Source organism: Micromonospora sp. NPDC049151, assembly GCF_040648395.1.
Lineage (GTDB): Bacteria > Actinomycetota > Actinomycetes > Mycobacteriales > Micromonosporaceae > Micromonospora.
This window is the reverse complement of record NZ_JBEZDP010000019.1, coordinates 82,425-102,774: the sequence shown is the minus strand read 5'-3', so window position 1 is coordinate 102,774 and position 20,350 is coordinate 82,425. Positions and strand designations below refer to the sequence as shown.

Genomic DNA, 20,350 nt, shown 5'->3' with positions numbered 1-20,350 from the left:
CGACAGCGCCACGCTACCAACCGATCGCGGTGCGTGTATGCCCCGTCGAGGCTACGGAGCGGGTCAGCCCTGCAGCCGCCGCGCCCAGTACACCTGACCGTCAGGTCCCATGTAGACGAGCGCCAACAGCAGGTCCGGCAAGGACACCGGCGCGGTGGCGATCGGGTGCACCCGCTGGTCACCGTCGTAGGCCACCGGCGCCTGGTACGCCCGCCCGAGCGCGGCCTGCGCCCCGTCGTAGCCGACGAACTCCAGCGACGAGCGGAGATGGAGCGCCTCCGGCCCGTACGGCGGGTGCTGGTGCCACCAGCGCCAGCCACCGGCGGCTGCCACGGCCAGGACCAGCACCGCCACCGTCGAAGCCGCCCGCCGCCACGTCACGGTCCTCAGTGAACCACTCCGCCGCCGCCCCTGCGGGCCAGCCCGGCGATGGCTGCCACCGACCGGTCCACGTCCGCCTCCGTCGTGGTCGCGTTCGACACCGAGATCCGCATCAGCCGCCGTCCCCGCCAGGTCGTCCCGCCCACCCAGCACGTCCCGTCGGCCTGCGCCGCGGCCACCACCCGGTCGGTGCGCGCGTCGTCGCCGAACCCGACGAGCACCTGGTTGAGCACCACGTCGTTGACCACCTCGAACCCGGCTGCGGTGAGCCCGTCGGCGAACCGCCGGGCCAGCGCGCAGCATCGCTCCACGAGCGCGGCGACGCCGTCGCGGCCCAGCTCCCGGAGGCCGGCCCAGACCGCGAAGCCACGGGCGCGGCGGGAGGACTCCGCGGTCAGGTCCGCGCCCGCCGGCACACCACCGGAACCCACGAGGTACGCGGCCGCGTACGACATGGCCGCCGCGTGCGCGTCGGGCCGGGCGCAGAACGCGAACGCCGTGTCGTACGGCAGGTTGAGCCACTTGTGGCCGTCGCAGGCCCACGAGTCGGCGTTTTCCAGCCCGTCCACCAGGTGCCGGGTCGACGGGCTCGCCGCCGCCCACAGCCCGAACGCGCCGTCCACGTGCGCCCAGCCGCCGTGCCGGTGGACCAGGTCGCAGGCGCGGCGCAGCTCGTCGCACGCGCCGGTGTTCACGTTGCCCGCCTGAAGACAGACGATCGTCGGTCCGGGACCGGCGTCGCGCAGCGCCGCCGCGAGCGCGTCCGGGTCGACAGCGCCCTGCGGGCCGGCCGGTACCGCCCGCAGCGCGTCGGTGCCGAGACCGAGCAGGCGCAGTGACCTGTCGATGGTGGCGTGCCGCTCCGCGCCCGCGAACACGCGTACCTCGGGCGCGCCGGACAGGCCGCGTCGTTCCACGTCCCAGCCGGCGTCGGCGAGCACCTGGTGGCGGGCGGCGGCGAGCCCGGCGGTGTTGGCGGCCTGCCCGCCGGTGACGAACCCGACCGACGCGGTGGCCGGGATGCCGAGCAGGTCCTTGAGCCAGGTCCCGGCGGCCGCTTCGGCGGCCACCGCGGCGGGGGAGGTGACCGCGTTGAACGCGACCTGGTCCCACCCGGCGGCCAGCATGTCGGCGGCGGTGGCGGCCGGGGAGGCGCCGCCGACGACGAAGCCGAAGTAGCGCGGCCCGGCGGTGGCCACGAGCCCCGGTTCGGCGGCGGCCACCAGGTCGGCGAGGACCCGTCCGGGCGGGGTGGGCGCGTCCGGCAGCGGCCCGGCGAACGCCTCGTTCAGCGCGGCCTGGTCGACGGGTACGCCGACCGGCCGGTCCGGCAGCGACAGCCGGTAGTCGGCCGCGTGGTCGGCGGCGCGCCGGAACAGGTGCCTCAGCTCGTCCATCGCCGCACCCTAGCCGCAGCCACCCGGAGGTGGGGCCTGTGCGGGCTGTCCGGGCGCACGTGGAGTGAGTGCTGAGTGACGTCCGTGACCGCTGGCTCACCCATCGTTCCTGCGCTTGTGTGGATTGCAGAAAACCGTTTGTGGCTTTCCCACTGAGAGGTGGAACCCGGAGGACCGATGATTCTGAGAAGACTGCTTGACAGCGCATCCGCCCGTCTCGCCCGCCAGAGTTCCGATCTGCTTCAGCTCGTCGTCCTGACGGGTACGGCGCTCGTGGCGATGTTCGGCATCGGACGTGCGTGGATGGTGGCGCTGCACCTCCCGTCGTGGACGCTCGCCACCCCGCTGGTGCTGCTGGCCGTTGCAGCCATGGTCGTTTACTACGTCCGGTGTGTTCACCACCCGGCTGACTTCGTCATCGAGGAACTCGACGGATCGTTGGTCGTCACCAGGGTCGAGGGTGAGGATGGCCGCCATCATCACCGATACGCCTACACGCGACAGCAACGTGTCCGGGCCACCCGGCAGATCCGTCTCGTAGGCATCCGTTCCCACTGGAGCGGACAGACTCGGGTGATCGAGGGGGCGACGTCGCTGTTTCCCGAACATCGGCTTCTCGACGGCGCAGTGGCCGAGGAGGACGGGCGCGTCTACCGGTGGTTGTATCTGCTCGGTCCGCTTGCCCGCGGTCGTCGCGTCAACGTCGGAATCAGACAGGTGTTTGAGGATGTCTACGCCCCTATGAAGCCCTATTACCGCGAGAGCTGCGAGGAACGGCGGGTGGGAAAACTGTCGGTACGTGTCCAGTTCGATCGGGCGGATTCGCCAGCCGAGGCGTGGCAGGTCGTGTGGCGGAGGACGCGGTCGGGATCGAGCCGCCAGGAGATCGCCCGTACCCGCTGCCAGCCGAGCGGTAACCACCTGGCGGGGAAGGTGGTCTATGAGATGACCTTTCAGCGTCCGGACCGCGAATGCGCGTACGGCATCTGGTGGCGGTGGCCCGAGCCGCCGACCCGCCGGCGCCCGGGTTCGGCATCCGCCGGTGCTACGACCGAGCCCGAGCACGACATCAGCCCGGATTCCCCGGCCGGACGGCGGTGATCCTACCCGGGAATCCGGAGGATCGACCTGATCATCTCTCCAGATGCCGGTCTACGAAACCGCCGCGGTCAGGGTGGCAGCCGAGACGGTCGCCGCCGCCCTGACCGTCCTGTGCGGACGTCCGGCCTGTCTCGTCGACGCGGGGGAGAGCCTCCGCGTGATCACCGGTGAGCTCGCGACCGTTCTGGCCGACGAGATGAGCATGGACGATTGGGACGAGGCGGTCCCGCCGTGCCCGGGTCACGGTCATCCCCGCCGGCTGGTCCGGCGGGGCGATTCGGTGGTGTGGCAGTGTCCCCGGGACCAGGCCCACGCGCCGGTGCTCCTCATCGACTGCGGCCGGTGAGCAGCCCGGTCAGCCGCCGCCGAGGGCGGCGTCGAGCCGGTCCAGGTGTGCGGCCACCGGCCCGGCGGTGAGCAGCCCGCTGCCCGCCCCGGCTACCTCGCCCGCCGCCGGGGCGAGCGAGGACCGCGCCCGGAGCATCGCGTCCCGGTCGTCCAGCGCGACGGCGGCCCGCGCGGTCAGGCACCACAGCGCCTCCATGAGCAGGTCACGCGGCGGTGCCGGGGTGCGGCGCAGCGCGGCGGCGGCCTCGTCGCGGCGGCCGCCGGCGAGCAGCTCCAGCGGGCGCGCCCAGGGCGCGTACGGCCCCCAGTCCGTGTCGGCGGGATAGTCGGCCGGCAGGTCGTGCCACACCCGCAGGCAGAGCAGCGCCAGCGGCGTCAGCCCGTGTTCGACACCGGGCATGCCGCAGCCGGCCAGCGCGGTCGCCCACGACCGGTACGCCGCCTCCGCCTCCGGGTACGCGGCACCGGTGGCGGCGGTCCGCATGGCCCGGTAGCCGCCGGTGAACACGCCGACGAGTGGGCTTTCGTGCCGGGCGGCGAGCCGGTCCGCCGCCTCGGCGTGTGCGTCGGCGGCGGTGAAGTCGGCGAGCGCGCTCCGCGCCTGCACCCGGATCAGGTGTCCGAGGATCTCCACCGTGGCCAGGCCTTGCCGGGCGGCGAGCGTGACCAGTTCCGCGCCGATCGAGTCCCGCCGCGCGGCCAGCCCGGCCCGCTGGAACGTCTGCATCCACACGCCGTTGAGGGCCTGGGCCAGCAGCGCCGGGTCGGCCACCCGCCGCGCGATCGCCTCCGCCTCCCGCGCGGCCTCGGCGGGGCGCGGCGACGCCGTACCGCGCGACTCGATCGCGACGGTGGCCAGCAGCCGGGCGCGCGTCGCCTCCGGCGCGTCCGGAACCAGCCCGGCCAGGGCCCGCTCCGCCGCCGCGACGACCCGGGTCGCCTGCGCCGGGTCGTCCGAGCGGGTCCAGATCGCCGGTACGTCGTACCCGCCGATCACCCGCGCGGTGAACTCCGGGTCGCCGAGTTGCTCGGCCGCGCTGATAGCCGCCTCGCGCTGGTCCCGGGCCGCCTCCAAGCCGCCCGGCCCGGTCACCGCGAGGCTGCGCAGCATTCCGACTGTCGACTCCAGCCGGGCCCGCGCGCCGGGCACCACACTGCGCTCGTACGCCGCCGCCGTCTCGGCCCAGACGCGCGCCGGGCCGGTCGGTTCGGGTTCGGCCTGGCGCAGCAGGTCCGTCTCCAGGCGCCGCAGTCGCGGTCCGGGGTCCAGGCCGAGTTGGTCGCGCAGCAGTTCCCGGGCGCGGCGCAGCACGGCGAGCGCGTCGGCCTGCCGCCCGGCGCGGTAGAGCGCCGACGCCAGCAGCGCCCAGCCGTCCTCCCGCCACGGGTACTGCGCGACGTGGGCGTCGAGATCGGGCACGGCGTCGGCGGCCCGGTCCAGCGCCAGCAGCGCCTCGGCCCGCCGCTCGACGGCGGTGAGCCGGATCTGGTCGAGCCGGGTCCGTTCGGCGTGCGCCCACGGCTGGTCGAAGTCGGCGTACGCAGGCCCGCGCCACCAGCCCAGCGCCTCGTCGAGCCGGTCCAGGGCGGCCCGGGGCAGCGCGTCCGCGACAGCGGTGACTGTGTCCTCGAACCGCCAGGCGTCGACGCTCTCCGGTTCGGCGCGCAGCGCGTACCCCGGTCCCTCGGTGACCAGCAGCCGGGCGGGCTCGCGGGGCGGACGGTGCGGTTCCAGGCGGCGGCGTAGCGCCGCGACGAACGTGCGGACCGCGCCCACCGCGCCGGCCGGCGGGTCGTCCCACAGGTCGTCGACGATCTGCCCGACCGGCACGGTCCGGCCCCGGGCGGCGACCAGCCGGGCCAGCACGGCCCGGTGCCGGGGCCCCTTCAGGTCGACCGGCACACCCGCGTCGTCCCAGGCCGTGACCGGACCCAGCACACCGAAACCGACAGGCACCGACCCCTCCTCGACCCGCTGGTCACCGTATCGCGCTCATCGGTTGCTCATCCGGCGCCGCCACGCTGGACCGGTACGACGAGACGAAAGAGGGATCATGATGAGCACCACCATCGCGGGATTCGACTACCAGCGCGTTCCGGTCGCCGAGGGTGTGACGCTGAACGTGGCGGTGGGCGGCGTGGGCAGCCCGGTCGTGCTGCTGCACGGCTTCCCGCAGACGCATCTGATGTGGCGGCACGTCGCCGCCGACCTGGTCGGCGAGCACACGGTGATCTGCCCGGACCTGCGCGGCTACGGCGCCAGCGACAAGCCGGCCGCGCTCACCGAGGACACGTACGCCAAGCGGACCATGGCCGCCGACGTGGTGGCGCTGGCCCGCGCGCTCGGACACGAGCGGTTCGCGCTCGCCGGGCACGACCGGGGCGCGCTGGTGGCGGTCCGGGCCGGCCTGGACCACCCGGACGCGGTCACCCACCTGGCGTCGCTTGACGTGCTGCCCACCCTCGACATGTGGGACGTGCTGCACGGCGCGTCCGCCTCGGTGGCGTTCCACCTCTACCTGATGGCGCAGCCGCCCGGCCTGCCCGAGACGATGATCGCGGCCAGCGCCGACGCGTTCTTCGGGCACTTCCTGGACGCCTGGGCCGGTGACCCGGCGGCCATGCCGTCGGAGGTGCGCGCCGAGTACCTGCGGGCCTCCCGGGAGGCGGTCGACTCGATCGTCGCCGACTACCGGGCGTCGGCCGGGATCGACGTGGCGCACGACCGGGCGGACCGGGACGCCGGGCGGCGGCTGACCATGCCGGTCACCGTCATCCAGCAGGACTGGGGCGCCGCGCTGGGCTACGACGCGGCAGCCGTGTGGCGGGCCTGGGCCCCGGACCTGGAGCACCGCACCACCACTGCCGGGCACTTCATGGCAGAGGAGGCGCCGGGCGAGATCGCCGGAGCGCTGCGCGCGCTGCTGAAGCGCTAGCCGGGCCGGACTTCGTTGGCGAACGCCTTACCGTACGTTGTACGTTAGTGGCCGTCGTCAACGGAGGGGGCACAGACGTGGAACACGCGATCCTCGCGGAGGGCCTGCGCAAGCGGTACGGGGACACCACCGCGCTGGACGGGTTCGACCTGCGGGTGCCGGCGGGCACCGTGTGTGGGCTGCTCGGGCCGAACGGCGCCGGCAAGACCACTGCCGTCCGCATCCTGGCCACGCTGCTGCGCTTCGACGCCGGGCGGGCCGAGGTCGCCGGCTACGACGTGGCCGGCCAGGCCGATCGGGTACGCCACCGCATCGGCCTGGTCGGCCAGCACCCGGCGGTGGACGAGGCGCTGAGCGGGCGGGAGAACCTTGTCCTCTTCGGCCGCCTGTTCCACCTGGACCGGGCCGGGGCGAGGCGACGCGCCGGCGAACTGCTCGACCGGTTCGGGCTCGCCGACGCCGGTGACCGGCCGGTGCGCACGTACTCCGGTGGCATGCGCCGCCGCCTCGACCTGGCCGCCGGGATGATCCTCGCGCCCTCGGTGCTGTTCCTCGACGAGCCGACCACGGCGCTCGACCCGCGCGGGCGCAACGAGGTGTGGGAGGCGGTACGCGACCTGGTCCGCGACGGCACCACGGTGCTGCTGACCACGCAGTACCTGGACGAGGCCGACCAGCTCGCCGACCGCGTCTGCGTGCTGGACGCCGGGCGGGTGATCGCCGAGGGTACCCCTGACGCGCTCAAGTCCCGCCTCGGCGGCGACCGGATCGAGCTGGTCGTCCGCGACGCCGCCGACCTGGCCGCCGCCGCCGGGCGGCTGCGCGCCGTCGCCGTCGCCGAACCGGCAGTCGACAGGGACCGGCGGGCGGTGAGCGCCCAGGTCGGCGACCGGGCGGGCGCGCTGACCGAGGTGCTGCGCGCGCTCGACACCGACGGCGTGGGCGTGGCCGACATTGCGTTGCGCCGGCCCACACTGGACGAGGTGTTCCTCCAGCTCACCGACGGGCCGGCCGCCGGCCGGACCGGCGTGGAGGTGACCGCGTGACCGCCACAGTGACCCCGGCCCGGCGCGCGTCGCTGGCCGGTGACGGCCTGACGCTGACCGGGCGCGCGCTGGCGCACTGGCGGCGCGAGCCCGGCCCGCTGATCGGCTCGCTGGGCTTCGACATCCTGATGGTGCTGATGTTCGCCTACCTGTTCGGCGGCGCGCTCCAGGTGCCCGGCGGCGGCGACTACCGGGAGTTCCTGATGCCCGGCATGTTCGCCATGACGATGGTCTTCGGCATCAGCATGACCACCATGGCGGTCTCGGCGGACCTGGAGCGCGGCGTCACCGACCGGCTGCGGTCCATGCCGGTGTCCCGGCTGGCGCCGCTGCTCGGCCGCGCGGTCGCCGACCTGATGTTCGCGGTGGTGACGCTCGCCGTCATGCTGCTCGCCGGCCTGGCCGTCGGGTGGCGGGCGCGCGGCGACGCCGGCGACACGTTCGCCGCGCTCGGGCTGATCCTGCTGCTGCGGTTCGCGCTGGTCTGGGTGGGCGTCTTCCTCGGCCTGACGGTGAAGGGGCAGAGCGCCGTCACCGCCGTGCAGACGCTGGAGTTCCCGCTGGGCTTCCTGTCCAGCGCGTTCGTGGCGCCGTCCACGATGCCCGCGTGGCTGGGCGCGGTAGCCGAGTGGAACCCGCTGTCCGCGACAGTGGGGGCCACCCGGGAGCTGTTCGGCAACCCCGGGTGGGGCGGCGACTCGTGGGTGGCCGCGCACCACCCGCTGCTGGCGGTGCTCTGGCCGCTGGCGCTGGTCGCGGTGTTCCTGCCGCTGTCGCTGCGCCGCTACCGGGCGCTGAGCCGCTGAGCCGAACCCGGGGGCGGTGTGCGCCGCCCCCGGGCACGGGTCACGGCCCGGTCAGCACGACCAGCTCGCCGGTGGCCCGGGTCATCGCGACGTACCTGTCCACCGCGCCGGAGACCCCGTCGCCGAACGACTCCGGGGCGACAAGCACCACCAGGTCGAACTCCAGCCCCTTGGCCAGCACCGGGCTCAGCGAGCGGACCCGGTCCGAGGCCGGGAACGCCGGGTCGCCGATGACGCACGCGACGCCCTCGCTGTGGGCGTCGAGCCAGCCGTCCACCACCGCGCGCAACTCCGCGCGGTCGCCGTACCGCACCGGTGCGCCGTCGCGGATGGACGTGGGCACGTTGGCGTCCGGCAGCACGGCCCGGATCACCGGCTCGGCGGCCGCCATCACCTGCGCCGGCGTGCGGTAGTTGACTGACAGCGTCGCCACCGCGACGTGGTCGAACCCGGCCCGCGCCAGCCGCCGCTGCCACGACTCGGTGAACCCGTGCCGGGCCTGCGCCCGGTCGCCGACCACCGTGAAGCTGCGCGACGGGCAGCGGGCCAGCAGCATCTGCCACTGCGCGTCGGTCAGCTCCTGCGCCTCGTCCACCACGACGTGCGCGAACGGCCCGGCGAGCAGGTCCGGGTCGGCAGCGCTCAGCGCGCTGGAGTCGACCAGGCTGGTGCGCATGTCCTCGCCGTACAGCATGGTCATCAGACCCTCGCCGTCGTCGTAGGCGTGCGACGCGATCAGCGCGTCGACCACCGTGTCCATCTGCGCGCGCTGCGCGGCCAGCACCGCCTCGTCGCGCCGCCGCCGCAGGGACGCCTCCGGGTCGCCGACGCGGCGCCGGGCCGCGTCCAGCCACGGCAGGTCCGCCACCGTCCAGGCCCGGGGGTCGGCCCGCCGCAGGGTACGGATCTCCTCCACGCCCAGCCCGGGGGCGCACCGGCGCAGGTAGGCCGGCACCGACCACAGGTCGGCCACCACGTCGAGCGGGTCGAGCAGCGGCCACGCCCGGCCGAACGCGGTGACCAGCTCCCGGTCGCGCGCCAGCGACCGGCGGACCGTCTCCTCCGGCTCGTCGCCGCGGTACTTCTCCACCAGGATCGTGAGCAGTTCCTCCCACACGTCGTCGCGGGCCTCGTTGTGCGGGACGCCCGGTCCGGCCGCCTCGAACGCCGTCACCCAGTCGTCGGCGGTAAGCCGCAGCTCGTCGTCCCCGACACCGACAGTCATCCCGGTGGCGGGCGGCTCCTCGTAGAACCGGACCGCGGCGTCGACCGTCCGCACCGGATCCGCCGACGCCTTCAGCCGGGCCACCTCGGGTTCGATCTCCGGCATCGCCGCCGCGCCCTCGGGCACCAGGTCGGCCAGGGTGCAGATCTGCACGTCCTCCTCACCGAGGCTGGGCAGCACGTCGGACACGTAGTTCAGGTACGGCTGGTGCGGCCCGACGACGAGCACCCCGCCCCGGCGCTCGCCCAGCCTCGGGTCGGCGTGCAGCAGGTACGCGGTGCGGTGCAGCGCCACCACCGTCTTGCCGGTGCCGGGACCGCCGTCGACCACAAGCGCGCCCCGCGACCCGGCCCGGATGATCGCGTCCTGGTCGGCCTGGATGGTGCCGAGCACGTCGCGCATCCGGGCCGACCGGGTCGCGCCCAGGCTGGCGATGAACGCCGACTGGTCGTCCAGCGCGGCGTGCCCGGCCAGGGCGTCGGCGGTGAACACCTCGTCCCAGTAGTCGGTGATCCGGCCCGCGCTCCACCGGTAGCGGCGGCGGCTGGCCAGGCCCATCGGATCGGCGTGGGTGGCGCCGAAGAACGGCTCGGCGGCGGGGGAGCGCCAGTCCAGCAGCAGCCGGCCGCCCGCGCCGTCGGTCAGGCCGAGCCGGCCCACGTACACCGGTTCGGCACCGTCCGCGCCGACCATCCGGCCCAGGCACAGGTCCAGGCCGTAACGGCGCAGCGTACGCAGGCGCGCGCTCAGCCGCCGGACCTCCTGGTCCCGGTCCACCGCCTGCCGGCCCCGCCCGCCCGCGGCCCGGCGTGTCTCGTCGAGCCGGTCGGTCAGGTCGGCGATCGAGCGGCGCAGGCTGTCCGCGATGGCGGCGAAGTGCCGCTCGTCGGCGGCGATCAGTTTCGGGTCGGCCTTCGCCGACAGACGATCGGGAAGATCGAAAACGCTGGTGGCAGGCAGGTTCAACTCGTCTCCGATCACGGGCACGGCCGGGCCTCCGCTCTTCGCGGCTCCGGCCGAATACCTCGGCAATGGGGTTACGGGCGGCAATTCTGCGCCATTACCCGGGCCTTGCGGCAAGACCGGGGGTGCGCTATATGTTGGTAGTGGCGGGAGAACCCGCCATTCTTTTTGCGCGAACAATTCTCGTACCCATTCCGGGTGTCCCGCCGCCCGCCGGTGACCGGCGTGGTCGGTAGGATGACGGCACCATGTCGAAGGAGCGCCGGCGCAAGGCCGATCCCGCCCGCAGCCTGGCCCTTCTCTGGCGCACCCGGGAGCCGGCCAGCCGGGGCGCCGGTCCCTCCCTCAGCGTCGACCGGATCGTGCGCACGGCCGTCGAGATCGCCGACGCCGAGGGCATCGACGCGCTCACCATGCGCCGGGTCAGTGAGGCGCTCGGCGTCGGCACCATGTCCGTCTACACGTACGTGCCCGGTAAGGCGGAACTGCTCGACGTCATGGTGGACACCGTCCTCGGTGACCTCCCGCGCCCGGCCGACGTGCCGGGTGGGTGGCGCGGCCGGCTGGAACGCATCGCCCGGGACAACCTGGCGCTCTACCGGGCCCATCCGTGGCTGCTGCGCGCCGAGACCACCCGGCCGGTGCTCGGCCCGAACGTGCTCGCCAAGTACGACTACGAGCTGCACGCCGTCGCGGACATCGGGCTCGACGACGTGGAGATGGACGCGGTGCTCACGCTCGTGCTGGGGCACGTCAAGAGCGCGGCCCGGGCCGCCCTGGACGTGGCCGAGCTGGAACGTGAGACCGGGATGACCGACGACCAGTGGTGGCAGACGCACGGGCCGTGGCTGGAGAAGTTCATGACCGCCGGCAGCTTCCCGCTCGCCGCGCGGGTCGGCACCGCCGCCGGCATGGCGCACGGCGCCGCGTACGGGCCGGACCACGCCTTCGAGTTCGGTCTCCAGCGGGTGCTCGACGGCATCTCGGTGGTGGTCGCCGAGCGTGCCGGTGACGGGACGGCGCCCGGGACGACCTCGTAGTCCGGCTGTTCACGTCGGAAATCGCCGTCGCTATCGTGGCCGCGTGATCACCTGCGTCGTGCACTACACGATCGACCCCGCACAGATCGAGGCGTTCGAGCGCTTCGCCCGTGCCTGGATGCGGCTGGTGGCACGGCACGGCGGTGTGCACCACGGCTACTTCCTGCCCGCCGAGGGCGCCAGCGACCGGGCCGAGGCGCTTTTCAGCTTCGAGAGCCTGGCGGCGTACGAGCGGTACCGGGCCCGGTTCGGAGTGGACCCCGAGTTCGTCGCCGCCGACCGGATCCGCGACGAGTCGGGCTGCGTCCTGCGGTACGAGCGCACGTTCATGCGCCCGCTCCTGCCCGGCGACTGATCCCCCGGCCGGGCGGCTACCGAGCCGGGTGCGGGCTCTCGGCCGCGGCGGCGTACCGGCGGGCCAGGTGGGCGAACGCCGCCCGCAGCTCGGGCGGCCCGACCACCTCGATGTCGGCGTCGTAACGGCCGAGCACGGCGGCCAGCCCGGCCCACGACCAGCCGCCCAGGACCAGGCGGCAGCGGTCCGGTCCCAGCTCCTCGACGATGCCGTCGCGGGTCCACGCGGACACCGTCCGGGCGGGCAGGTCGAGGGTCACCTCGCCCCGGCAGGGCCAGTCACCGGGCCCGGTGGCGCCCTTGAACCGCCCGGTGACGTACGCGGCGACGTCCCCGCCGGGTAGCTCGCGCGGCGTGAACCGGGGGCCGGTGGGCGTACGCGGACTGATCCGGTCGACCCGGAACGTGCGCCAGTCGGCCCGGTCGAGGTCCCAGGCGACGAGGTACCAGCGTCCGCCCCAGGTGACCAGGTGGTGCGGCTGCACCCGGCGCGGCGGCGCATCCGGTGTGCGGGCGGCGGACGTCGACACCGACTCGTAGTCGAAGCGCAGCTCCTCGCGGGCGTGCACGACGGCGCTCAACGTCATCAGCAGACCCGCGTCCACCCGGGACGCGGCGGGCGTGCCGGTCCGTTCCACGGCGATCACCCGCAGCGCGTCCACCCGGTGCCGCAGCCGCGCCGGCATCACCTGCCGCACAGTGGTCAGCGCCCGGGCGGCGGCCTCCTCGATGCCGGTGACACCGGTGGCGGCGGTCTGCAACGCCACGGTGAGCGCGACCGCCTGCTCGTCGTCGAAGAGCAGCGGCGGCAGCGCGGAGCCGGCGCCGAGCCGGTAGCCGCCGTCCGGGCCCTTGGCGCTCTCGATCGGGTAGCCCAGCTCGCGCAGCCGGTCGACGTCGCGCCGCACCGTACGCGGGCTGACCCGCAGCCGTTCGGCCAGCAGCGCGCCCGGCCAGTCCCGCCGGGCCTGGAGCAGGGACAGCAGGGAGAGCAGTCGCGCGGAGGTCGTCGGCACGACACGCATTCTGCCGCGAGAAGAGGACAGAAACTGACCGCTACGCCTGCGAGTGTGGTCTCCGTACCCGATCAGGACCGGAAGGAACAGATGACGATGACCGGCACGACCACGACCTCCACCACCCTCGACGCCGAGCGGGCCGACCTGCTCGCCGAGCTCGCCGACGCCCGGAACATGCTGATCAACACGGTGCGCGGCCTCACCGACGAGCAGGCCGGGCTGCGGCCGACCGCCAGCGCGCTCTGCCTGGGCGGCGTGATCAAACACGTCGCGTCCACCGAGGAGGCGTGGCTGCGGTTCGTGGTCGAGGGCCCGTCGGTGATGTCCTTCGCCCTGCCCGAGGGCGTGACCTGGGAGGACTTCATGTCGGGCAAGGCGCGTGAGCTGCCGGAGTGGGCGATCGAGCGGGGGCGGGACTTCCAGATGCTGCCCGAGGACACGCTGCCGGCCATCCTGGACCGGTACGCCCGCGTCGCCGCCCGTACCGAGGAGGTCGTCGCCGGCGTCGAGGACCTGTCGGCGACGTGGCCGGTGCCGGACGCGCCGTGGAACGAGCCCGGCTCGGTCCGCAGCATCCGGCGCGTGCTGATCCACGTCATCGCCGAGACCACCCAGCACGCCGGGCACGCGGACATCCTGCGCGAGAGCATCGACGGGCAGACCACCACCTGAGCCGCCCCGCAGACCCGTGCCGGGCGGCGGTCAGGCGACCGCCGCCCGGCCCATCCGGGTCACCGCCTCGGTGAGCACCGCCGGGGAGGTGGCGAAGTTGAGCCGCACGAAACCGGCGCCGCCGGATCCGAAGACGTGCCCGGAGCTGAGCGCCACCCGGGCCCGGTCGAGGAACATCCGCGCCGGACCGGCCAGGTCGCTGGCCACTCCCGGCCCGTCGCCCGCCTCGGTGGGTACGCCGAGCGCGCGGCAGTCCAGCCAGGCCAGGTACGTGCCCTCGGGCGGCCGCCACGACACAGCGGGCAGGTGTTGGCTCAGCAGCGACCCGAGCAGCGCCCGGTTCGCGTCCAGGGCGTCGAGCAGCCGGTCCAGCCACGGCCCGCCGGCCCGGAACGCGGCGGTGTGCGCGAGCACCCCGAGGTGGCTGGGGCCGTGGCTGACCTCCTCCGGCATCCGGGCCAGGTCGTCCGCCGCGTCCGGCCCGGCGACCGCCAGCGCCGCCTTGAGCCCGGCCAGGTTCCACGCCTTGGACGCGGACAGCAGCGCGAACGCGTTCTCCGCGCCGGGCACCGTCAGGTACGGGGTGAACCGCGCGCCGGGCAGCGCCAGCGGCGAGTGGATCTCGTCGGCCACCACCCGTACGCCGTGCCGGGCGGCCAGCTCGGCGACGGTGGCCAGCTCGTCGGGGCGGTGCACCACACCGGTCGGGTTGTGCGGGTTGCAGAGCAGGAACGCCGGCCGGTCGCCGAGCGCGCGGGCCCGGCGGAACGCCTCGTCCAGCGCGGCCGGGTCGAGCCGCAGGTCTGCCCCGAGCGGCGCCTCGACCACCCGGCGCCCGGCGTTCGTGACGAACGCGTAGAACGGCGGGTAAACCGGGGGAGTGACCACCACGGCGTCGCCCGGGCCGGTGACCAGGCGCAACACCTCGACCGTACCCATCATCACGTCCGGCACCAGCGAGGTGTGGCCGACCGGGAAGTCGGCCCAGCCCCAGCGCTGCGCGGCGAACCCGCCGACCGCCTCGGCGTACCCGGTGCCGAACGCGTAGCCGGTGTCGCCCAGCTCGACCGCCCGGCGCAGCGCCTCGGCCACCGGCGGCGCCAGCGGCACGTCCTGCTCGGCCACCCACAGCGGCAGCACGTCCGGCGGGTAGAGCCGCCACTTCACGCTCGTGCGCTGCCGCAGCTGGTCGAGCGTGAGCTGGGTGAGCGGGTTGCCCTCGTCGGCGGAAACCGTCATGCGGCCCACCCTAGGTGGCACCTACCATCGGCCGATGGCCCACCCGGCGTACCCGCTGCGCACGTCCCGGCTGCTGCTGCGCCCGGTGACGCTCGGCGACCTCGACGACGTGCACGCCTGGCAGCGCCGGCCGGACGTGGTCCGCTGGATGGCCGGCGCCGCGCCGCGTACCCGAGCGGGGTCGAGGTCGTCGGTGACCGCGATGGCCGGCGAGGACGCGCTGCGCGCGGAGGGCGACTGCCTGACGCTCGCCGTGGTCGGCGGCGAGCGGGTCGTCGGCGCGGTGGAGCTGGTCTGGCGCAGCCGCGCCGACCGCACCGCCGAGCTGGGGTACGTGTTCCACCCCGACCACGGCGGCCGTGGCCTGGCCACCGAGGCGGCCGGCGCACTGCTGGACTGGGGTTTCGGCGAGTTCGGGCTGCACCGGGTCATCGCCCGCTGCCACGCGGACAACGAGCCCTCGGCACGTCTGATGGCCCGGCTCGGCATGCGGCGGGAGGCGCGGCACGTGCGCAGCTACCGGTTCCGGGGCGGCTGGGCCGACCAGCTCGTCTACGCGATCCTGGCCGACGAGTGGCGGTCCCGCTGAGCCGGGTCAGGAGACGGCGACCGGATCGCCGACGTGGATCTCGCCGGTGAGCCGCATCACCGCACCCTAGCCGATCTTGGGGGTGGCGCGGTCGATGATCGCGGCGAGGTCCAGCCCGCCCGGCAGCGTCCCGTACGCCTGCCCGTGGTCTCCGTCGAGCCGGGACGCGCAGAACGCGTCGGCGACCGCCGGGTGGCCGTGACGCACCAGCAACGCGCCCTGGAGGACCAGCGCCAGCCGCTCCACCACCCGCCGGGCGCGCAGCTCCAGGTCGCTGTGGTCGGCCAGTTCGTCGCGGACCCGGCGCACCGCGGCGTCCAGCCGGGCGTCCGCGCCGGCCGCGGCGGCCACCTCCGCCTCGTACGCGGCGAGCACCTGCGGTTCCCGGGTCAGGGCGCGCAGCACGTCCAGCGCGGCGACGTTGCCGGAGCCCTCCCAGATCGAGTTCAGCGGCGACTCGCGGAACAGCCGCGGCATGCCGGACTCCTCCACGTAGCCGTTGCCGCCCAGGCACTCCAGCGCCTCGGCGGCGTGCCCCGGCCAGCGCTTGCAGACCCAGTACTTGCCGACGGCCAGGGCGAGGCGCTTGAACGCGGTCTCGCCGTCGTCGCCGCGCGCCGACCTGTCGGTCGCGCCGGCCAGCCGGACCATCAGGACGGTGGCCGCCTCCGACTCCACCGCCAGGTCGGCGAGCACGTTGCGCATCAGCGGCTGGTCGGCCAGGTAGCCGCCGAACGCCCGCCGGTGGGTGGCGTGGTGCACGGCGGTGGTGACGCCGTGGCGCATCCCGGCCGCCGCGCCGATCACGCAGTCGAGGCGGGTCAGGTTGACCATGTCGATGATGGTGCGCACGCCCCGGCCCTCGTCGCCGACGCGCCACGCCACCGCGTGCTCGTACTCGACCTCGGCGGAGGCGTTGGAGCGGTTGCCGAGCTTGTCCTTGAGCCGCATCAGCCGCATCGGGTTGCGGGTGCCGTCGGGCAGCACCCGGGGGACCAGGAAACAGGTGAGGCCACCGGGCGCCTGGGCGAGGGTGAGGAACAGGTCGCACATCGGCGCCGAGGTGAACCACTTGTGCCCGACCAGCCGGTAGCCGCCGTCCGGCTCCGGCCGGGCCGTCGTGGTGTTGGCGCGGACGTCCGAGCCGCCCTGCTTCTCCGTCATCGACATGCCGGCGAGCAGGCCGCGCTTGGTCTGCGGCGGGCGCAGCCCGAAGTCGTACTCGCGGGTGGTGAGCAGCGGCTCGTAGCGTGCCGCCAAGTCCGGGCTGTGCCGCAGCGCGGGCACCGCCGCGTAGGTCATCGAGATCGGGCAGCCGTGCCCGGCGTCGGGCCGCCACAGGTAGAAGCCGGCCGCGCGGGCCACGTGCGCGCCCGGCCGGTCGTCGGCCCACGGCGCGGCGTGCAGGCCGTGGCCGACCGCGGTACGCATCAGCTCGTGCCAGGACGGGTGGAACTCCACCTCGTCGATCCGGTGGCCGTACCGGTCGTGGGTGCGCAGCACCGGCGGGTGCTCGTTGGCGAGCCGCCCGTGTTCGGCGGCCTCCTCGCCACCGGCGAGCCGGCCCAGCTCGCGCAGCCCGGGCAGCGCCCAGCCGGCGCCCTCCCGGGTCACGCCGTCGCACAGCGCCGGGTCGTCGGCGGTGTCGTGGCCGACCATCGGGGGGACCTGGTTGACGACCTCGTGTGTGGTCACGGCGGCAACTCCCAGCGCGGTGGCGGATCAGGTCGGGGCCCGGATTGAACCATCGTTCAGTCCGCACCGGCAAGCACCCGCCGACCTGTCAATTTGACTGGTTTCGTTTGACATCATCCGGCTCGGAGATAAGACTCGCCGAAACTTTCTTTTGTCCGGGAAGTGGCTAGGGGGGCCTGTGTCCAGGAAGAAGCTCGGCGTGCTCGGCGCCGCACTCACACTGACAGTCGGCGTCCTGTCCGGATGCACCGGCGGCGAGGCGGTCGACGTCGGCGGCGGGGGGAACGCCGGCGGCGCCGGTGGTGTCCTCAACGCCGCGATCGGCGGCGAGCCGGATCAGCTCGACCCGCACAAGACCTCGGCGTACTACAGCTTCCAGGTGCTGGAGAACGTCTACGACACGCTCGTCGAGCCGGACGCCGACCTGAAGATGGTGCCGTCGCTGGCGACGAAGTGGACCACCAGCGCCGACCAGCTCACCTGGACGTTCACGCTGCGCGAGGGCGTGAAGTTCTCCGACGGCTCGCCGCTGACCTCGGCCGACGTCGTCTACTCCTATGAGCGGATCATCAAGGAGAAGCTGAACAACGCGTACAAGTTCGCCACCGTCAAGTCGGTCACCGGCCCCGATCCGGCCACAGTGGTGGTGACGCTGACCGCGCCCACACCGAACCTGCTGGCGAACCTCGGCGGGTTCAAGGGTGTGGCGATCGTGCAGAAGGCCAACGTGGAGTCGGGCGCGGTGAAGACCGCACCGGTGGGCAGCGGGCCGTTCAAGGTGGCCGGCTACACCTCCGGCGACAGCGTCAAGCTGGTCCGCAACGACGCCTACTGGGGGGACAAGCCGAAGCTGGACGGCGTCACGTTCACCTTCGTCAAGGACCCGACGGTGGCGTTGCAGAACCTGCGCAGCGGCCAGGTGCAGTGGACCGACAACCTGCCGCCGCAGCAGGTGAAGTCGTTGCAGGACGGCGACGACCCGGTGGTGAAGTCGGCGGCCTCCACCGACTACTGGTACGTGGCGCTCAACGAGGCCCGCAAGCCGTTCGACAACCCCGAGGTGCGGCGCGCGATCGGCTACGCGCTGGACCGCGAGGCGATCACCAAGGCCGCGAAGTTCGGCCTGGCGACCGTCAACCAGACCGCTATCCCGAAGGCCAGCGGTTTCTACTTCGACTACGCGCCCTACAACCACGACCCGGCCAAGGCGAAGCAGATGCTCGGCCAGGCCGGCGTGAGCAACCTGACCATGGACCTGATGGTCACCAGCGAGTACCCGGAGACGGTCACCGCCGCCCAGGTCATCGCCGCGCAGCTCAAGGACGTCGGAATCACCGTCAAGATCCGTACGCTGGACTTCGCCCAGTGGCTCGACGAGCAGGCGAAGGGCAACTTCGACGGGTTCATGCTCGGCTGGCTCGGCAACATCGACCCGGACGAGTTCTACTACGCCCAGCACCACAGCGGCGGCACGTTCAACTTCCACAAGTACAAGAACCCGGCGGTGGACAAGCTGTTGGACGACGCCCGTACCCAGACCGACCAGGGCGCCCGCAAGCAGGCGTACGAGCAGGCGGCGAAGCAGATCGTCGACGACGCCAGCTACCTCTACCTCTACAACCCGGACGTGGTGCAGGGCTGGTCGAAGAAGGTCTCCGGCTACGACGTGCGCACCGATCGGGCGATCCGGTTCCGGTCGGTCGCCCTGGCCAAGTGATGGCCCGCTTCGTCCTGCGGCGGGTCCTCCAGTCGGCGATCGTGCTGGTCGGCGTCACGCTTGTGGTGTTCCTGCTGCTGCAACTGGTGCCGGGCGACCCGGTCCGGGTGGCGCTCGGCACCCGGTTCGACCCGCAGACCTACGAGGCGCTGCGGGAGCGCGCCGGGCTCGACCAGCCGCTGCCGGTGCAGTACGTGAGCTACCTCGGCCACGCGCTCACCGGTGACCTGGGGGTCAGCTTCCGCACCGGCCAGCCGGTGAGCCACATCGTGCTGGAGCGGCTGCCCGCCACGCTGTCGCTGGCAGTCACCGCCGTGGTGTTCGCGTTGCTCGTCGCGTTCCCGCTGGGCATCGTCGCGGCGGTACGCAGCGGCTCCGCGATCGACCACGCCGCCCGCGTGTTCAGCCAGTTCGGCGTCTCCGTGCCGGACTTCTGGATGGGCATCATGGGCATCCTGCTGTTCGCCGGGGTGCTCGGCTGGCTGCCCCCGTCGGGCTACGTGGCGCTGACCGACGACCCCGGCCGGTGGGCCACCCACGTGGCGCTGCCGGCGGTCACCGTCGGCCTGGTCACCGCGTCGATCCTCACCCGGTTCATCCGCTCCTCGGTGCTGGAGGTGCTCTCCGCCGACTACGTGCGCACCGCCGAGGCGAAAGGGCTGCGCAACCGCGTGGTGATCCTGCGGCACGTGCTGCGCAACGCGCTGATCCCGGTGGTCACCGTGGTCGCGGTGCAGCTCGCCAGCCTGCTCGGCGGCGTCATCGTGATCGAGGTGCTGTTCGCCTGGCCGGGCATCGGCCGGCTCACCTTCGACGCCGTGCAGGCCCGCGACTACCCCGTCCTGCAGGGCGCGGTGCTCCTTGTGGCGGCCCTGTTCCTGCTGGTGAACCTCCTGGTGGACATCCTCTACGCCCGCCTCGACCCGAGGATCACGGTCAAGTGAGCACCACGACCGAGAGCACCGGACGCCGCGTCCTGGACGCGCTGCGGCGCGACCCGCTCGCCGTCGGCGGGACGATCGTGCTCGTGCTGCTGGTGGTGGTGGGGATCGCCGGCCCGTGGCTGGCCCCGGCCGGCGTCAACGACGTCGACGTGGACCAGATGCTGCGCCCGCCCAGCGGCGCGCACCCCTTCGGCACCGACGAGCTGGGCCGCGACGTGCTCAGCCGGGTGCTCGTCGCCGCCCGGGTGTCGCTTCAGGTCGGCGCCGTCAGCGTCGGCATCGCGCTGGTCGCGGGCGTGACGCTCGGGCTGTTCGCCGGCTACTACCGGGGCTGGCTGGACAGCGTGCTCATGCGCTGTATGGACGTGCTGTTCGCGTTCCCGGTGCTGCTGCTGGCGGTGGCCATCGTGGCGGTGCTCGGCCCCGGCCTGCTCACCGCCATGGTCGCCATCGGCGTGGTCTACACGCCCATCTTCGCCCGGATCACCCGCGCCGGTGTGCTCTCCGTACGCGAGCAGGTGTTCGTCCGGGCCGCCGTCTCCATCGGCGCGTCCGACCTGCGCATCATGCGCCGGCACGTGCTGCCGAACATCGCCGCGCCGCTGATCGTGCAGACGTCTCTGTCGCTGGCGTTCGCGATCCTCTCCGAGGCCGCGCTGTCCTTCCTCGGCCTGGGCATCCAGCCGCCCGCACCGGCCTGGGGCCGGATGCTGTTCGACGGGCGTGGCTTCGTCACCGACGCGTGGTGGCTGGGCGTGTTCCCGGGCGCGGCGATCTTCCTCACCGTGCTGGCGTTCAACCTGGTCGGCGACGCGCTGCGGGACGTGCTCGACCCGCGCCAGCTCACCCTCGGCGAGGCCCGCAGGAGCACCCCATGA

The 20,350-nt window shown here is 73.6% G+C and carries 19 protein-coding genes; 12 read left to right on the top strand and 7 right to left on the bottom strand.

Translation table 11 applies throughout. The annotated features are described in order from the left end of the window. Positions 1-63: 63 nt before the first annotated feature. The gene (locus tag AB0B20_RS21440; RefSeq protein WP_357472781.1) at positions 64-381 is read right to left on the bottom strand and encodes a hypothetical protein; all 318 of its coding nucleotides are present in this window, start codon (positions 379-381) and stop codon (positions 64-66) included. 5 nt (positions 382-386) lie between these two features. After that, positions 387-1,778 (bottom strand): pyridoxal-dependent decarboxylase, encoded by a 1,392-nt coding sequence (locus tag AB0B20_RS21435; RefSeq protein ID WP_357472778.1) that lies wholly within the window; start codon positions 1,776-1,778, stop codon positions 387-389. A gap of 177 nt (positions 1,779-1,955) precedes the next feature. Between AB0B20_RS21435 and AB0B20_RS21430 the strand changes: the two genes are divergently transcribed. Together AB0B20_RS21430 and AB0B20_RS21425 are read left to right on the top strand one after the other, a co-directional pair. Next, entirely contained in the window at positions 1,956-2,879 is a 924-nt protein-coding gene (locus tag AB0B20_RS21430; RefSeq protein WP_357384533.1) for a hypothetical protein, read from the top strand. A 43-nt stretch (positions 2,880-2,922) separates the two neighbouring features. Next, on the top strand, positions 2,923-3,225 hold the full coding sequence (locus tag AB0B20_RS21425; RefSeq protein WP_357384535.1) for a hypothetical protein: 303 nt from the start codon (positions 2,923-2,925) through the stop codon (positions 3,223-3,225). A 9-nt stretch (positions 3,226-3,234) separates the two neighbouring features. Here the strand turns inward: AB0B20_RS21425 and AB0B20_RS21420 are convergent, their stop codons facing one another. Beyond that, complete coding sequence (locus AB0B20_RS21420) at positions 3,235-5,184, bottom strand: BTAD domain-containing putative transcriptional regulator (protein ID WP_357472775.1); 1,950 nt, start codon at positions 5,182-5,184, stop codon at positions 3,235-3,237. A 97-nt stretch (positions 5,185-5,281) separates the two neighbouring features. Here AB0B20_RS21420 and AB0B20_RS21415 point away from each other — a divergent pair, with 97 nt between their 5' ends. From AB0B20_RS21415 to AB0B20_RS21405, 3 genes are all read left to right on the top strand, one after another. Further along, positions 5,282-6,163, top strand: coding sequence for an alpha/beta hydrolase (locus AB0B20_RS21415; protein ID WP_357384540.1), 882 nt, complete (start codon positions 5,282-5,284; stop codon positions 6,161-6,163). Positions 6,164-6,240: 77 nt separating this feature from the next. Further along, positions 6,241-7,209 (top strand): ATP-binding cassette domain-containing protein, encoded by a 969-nt coding sequence (locus AB0B20_RS21410; protein ID WP_357472773.1) that lies wholly within the window; start codon positions 6,241-6,243, stop codon positions 7,207-7,209. Then, a complete protein-coding gene (locus AB0B20_RS21405) occupies positions 7,206-8,015 on the top strand; it encodes an ABC transporter permease (protein ID WP_357384544.1) in 810 nt (269 codons plus the stop codon). The genes AB0B20_RS21410 and AB0B20_RS21405 overlap by 4 nt, the downstream gene beginning before the upstream one ends. A gap of 40 nt (positions 8,016-8,055) precedes the next feature. Here the strand turns inward: AB0B20_RS21405 and helR are convergent, their stop codons facing one another. Beyond that, on the bottom strand, positions 8,056-10,227 hold the full coding sequence (helR, locus tag AB0B20_RS21400; protein WP_357472769.1) for an RNA polymerase recycling motor ATPase HelR: 2,172 nt from the start codon (positions 10,225-10,227) through the stop codon (positions 8,056-8,058). A gap of 224 nt (positions 10,228-10,451) precedes the next feature. Between helR and AB0B20_RS21395 the strand changes: the two genes are divergently transcribed. Then, positions 10,452-11,243, top strand: a complete 792-nt coding sequence (locus tag AB0B20_RS21395; RefSeq protein WP_357384548.1) for a TetR/AcrR family transcriptional regulator — start codon at positions 10,452-10,454, stop codon at positions 11,241-11,243. Positions 11,244-11,286: 43 nt separating this feature from the next. Further along, positions 11,287-11,598 carry an NIPSNAP family protein gene (locus AB0B20_RS21390; RefSeq protein WP_357384550.1) on the top strand — a complete coding sequence of 104 codons (312 nt, stop codon included), beginning with the start codon at positions 11,287-11,289 and terminating at the stop codon, positions 11,596-11,598. Positions 11,599-11,614: 16 nt separating this feature from the next. On the opposite strand, the gene AB0B20_RS21385 is transcribed toward AB0B20_RS21390, so the two are convergent. Continuing rightward, complete coding sequence (locus tag AB0B20_RS21385) at positions 11,615-12,613, bottom strand: WYL domain-containing protein (RefSeq protein WP_357472766.1); 999 nt, start codon at positions 12,611-12,613, stop codon at positions 11,615-11,617. Positions 12,614-12,709: 96 nt separating this feature from the next. Between AB0B20_RS21385 and AB0B20_RS21380 the strand changes: the two genes are divergently transcribed. Further along, positions 12,710-13,288, top strand: a complete 579-nt coding sequence (locus AB0B20_RS21380; RefSeq protein ID WP_357384554.1) for a DinB family protein — start codon at positions 12,710-12,712, stop codon at positions 13,286-13,288. Positions 13,289-13,318: 30 nt separating this feature from the next. Here AB0B20_RS21380 and AB0B20_RS21375 read toward each other — a convergent pair whose 3' ends face one another. After that, entirely contained in the window at positions 13,319-14,527 is a 1,209-nt protein-coding gene (locus tag AB0B20_RS21375) for a MalY/PatB family protein (protein WP_357472763.1), read from the bottom strand. Between the two features lie 34 nt (positions 14,528-14,561). On the opposite strand from AB0B20_RS21375, the gene AB0B20_RS21370 reads away from it, so the two are divergent. Next, positions 14,562-15,116, top strand: coding sequence for a GNAT family protein (locus tag AB0B20_RS21370; protein ID WP_357384558.1), 555 nt, complete (start codon positions 14,562-14,564; stop codon positions 15,114-15,116). Positions 15,117-15,182: 66 nt separating this feature from the next. Here AB0B20_RS21370 and AB0B20_RS21365 read toward each other — a convergent pair whose 3' ends face one another. Then, a complete protein-coding gene (locus AB0B20_RS21365) occupies positions 15,183-16,811 on the bottom strand; it encodes an acyl-CoA dehydrogenase family protein (RefSeq protein ID WP_357384560.1) in 1,629 nt (542 codons plus the stop codon). Between the two features lie 178 nt (positions 16,812-16,989). On the opposite strand from AB0B20_RS21365, the gene AB0B20_RS21360 reads away from it, so the two are divergent. The 3 genes from AB0B20_RS21360 to AB0B20_RS21350 are packed head-to-tail and all read left to right on the top strand — an operon-like array spanning position 16,990 to position 20,350. Then, positions 16,990-18,528 (top strand): ABC transporter substrate-binding protein, encoded by a 1,539-nt coding sequence (locus AB0B20_RS21360; protein WP_357384562.1) that lies wholly within the window; start codon positions 16,990-16,992, stop codon positions 18,526-18,528. After that, the gene (locus tag AB0B20_RS21355) at positions 18,528-19,472 is read left to right on the top strand and encodes an ABC transporter permease (RefSeq protein ID WP_357384564.1); all 945 of its coding nucleotides are present in this window, start codon (positions 18,528-18,530) and stop codon (positions 19,470-19,472) included. The genes AB0B20_RS21360 and AB0B20_RS21355 overlap by 1 nt, the downstream gene beginning before the upstream one ends. Continuing rightward, positions 19,469-20,350 (top strand): ABC transporter permease, encoded by an 882-nt coding sequence (locus tag AB0B20_RS21350; RefSeq protein WP_357384566.1) that lies wholly within the window; start codon positions 19,469-19,471, stop codon positions 20,348-20,350. Before AB0B20_RS21355 ends, AB0B20_RS21350 begins: the two co-directional genes overlap by 4 nt.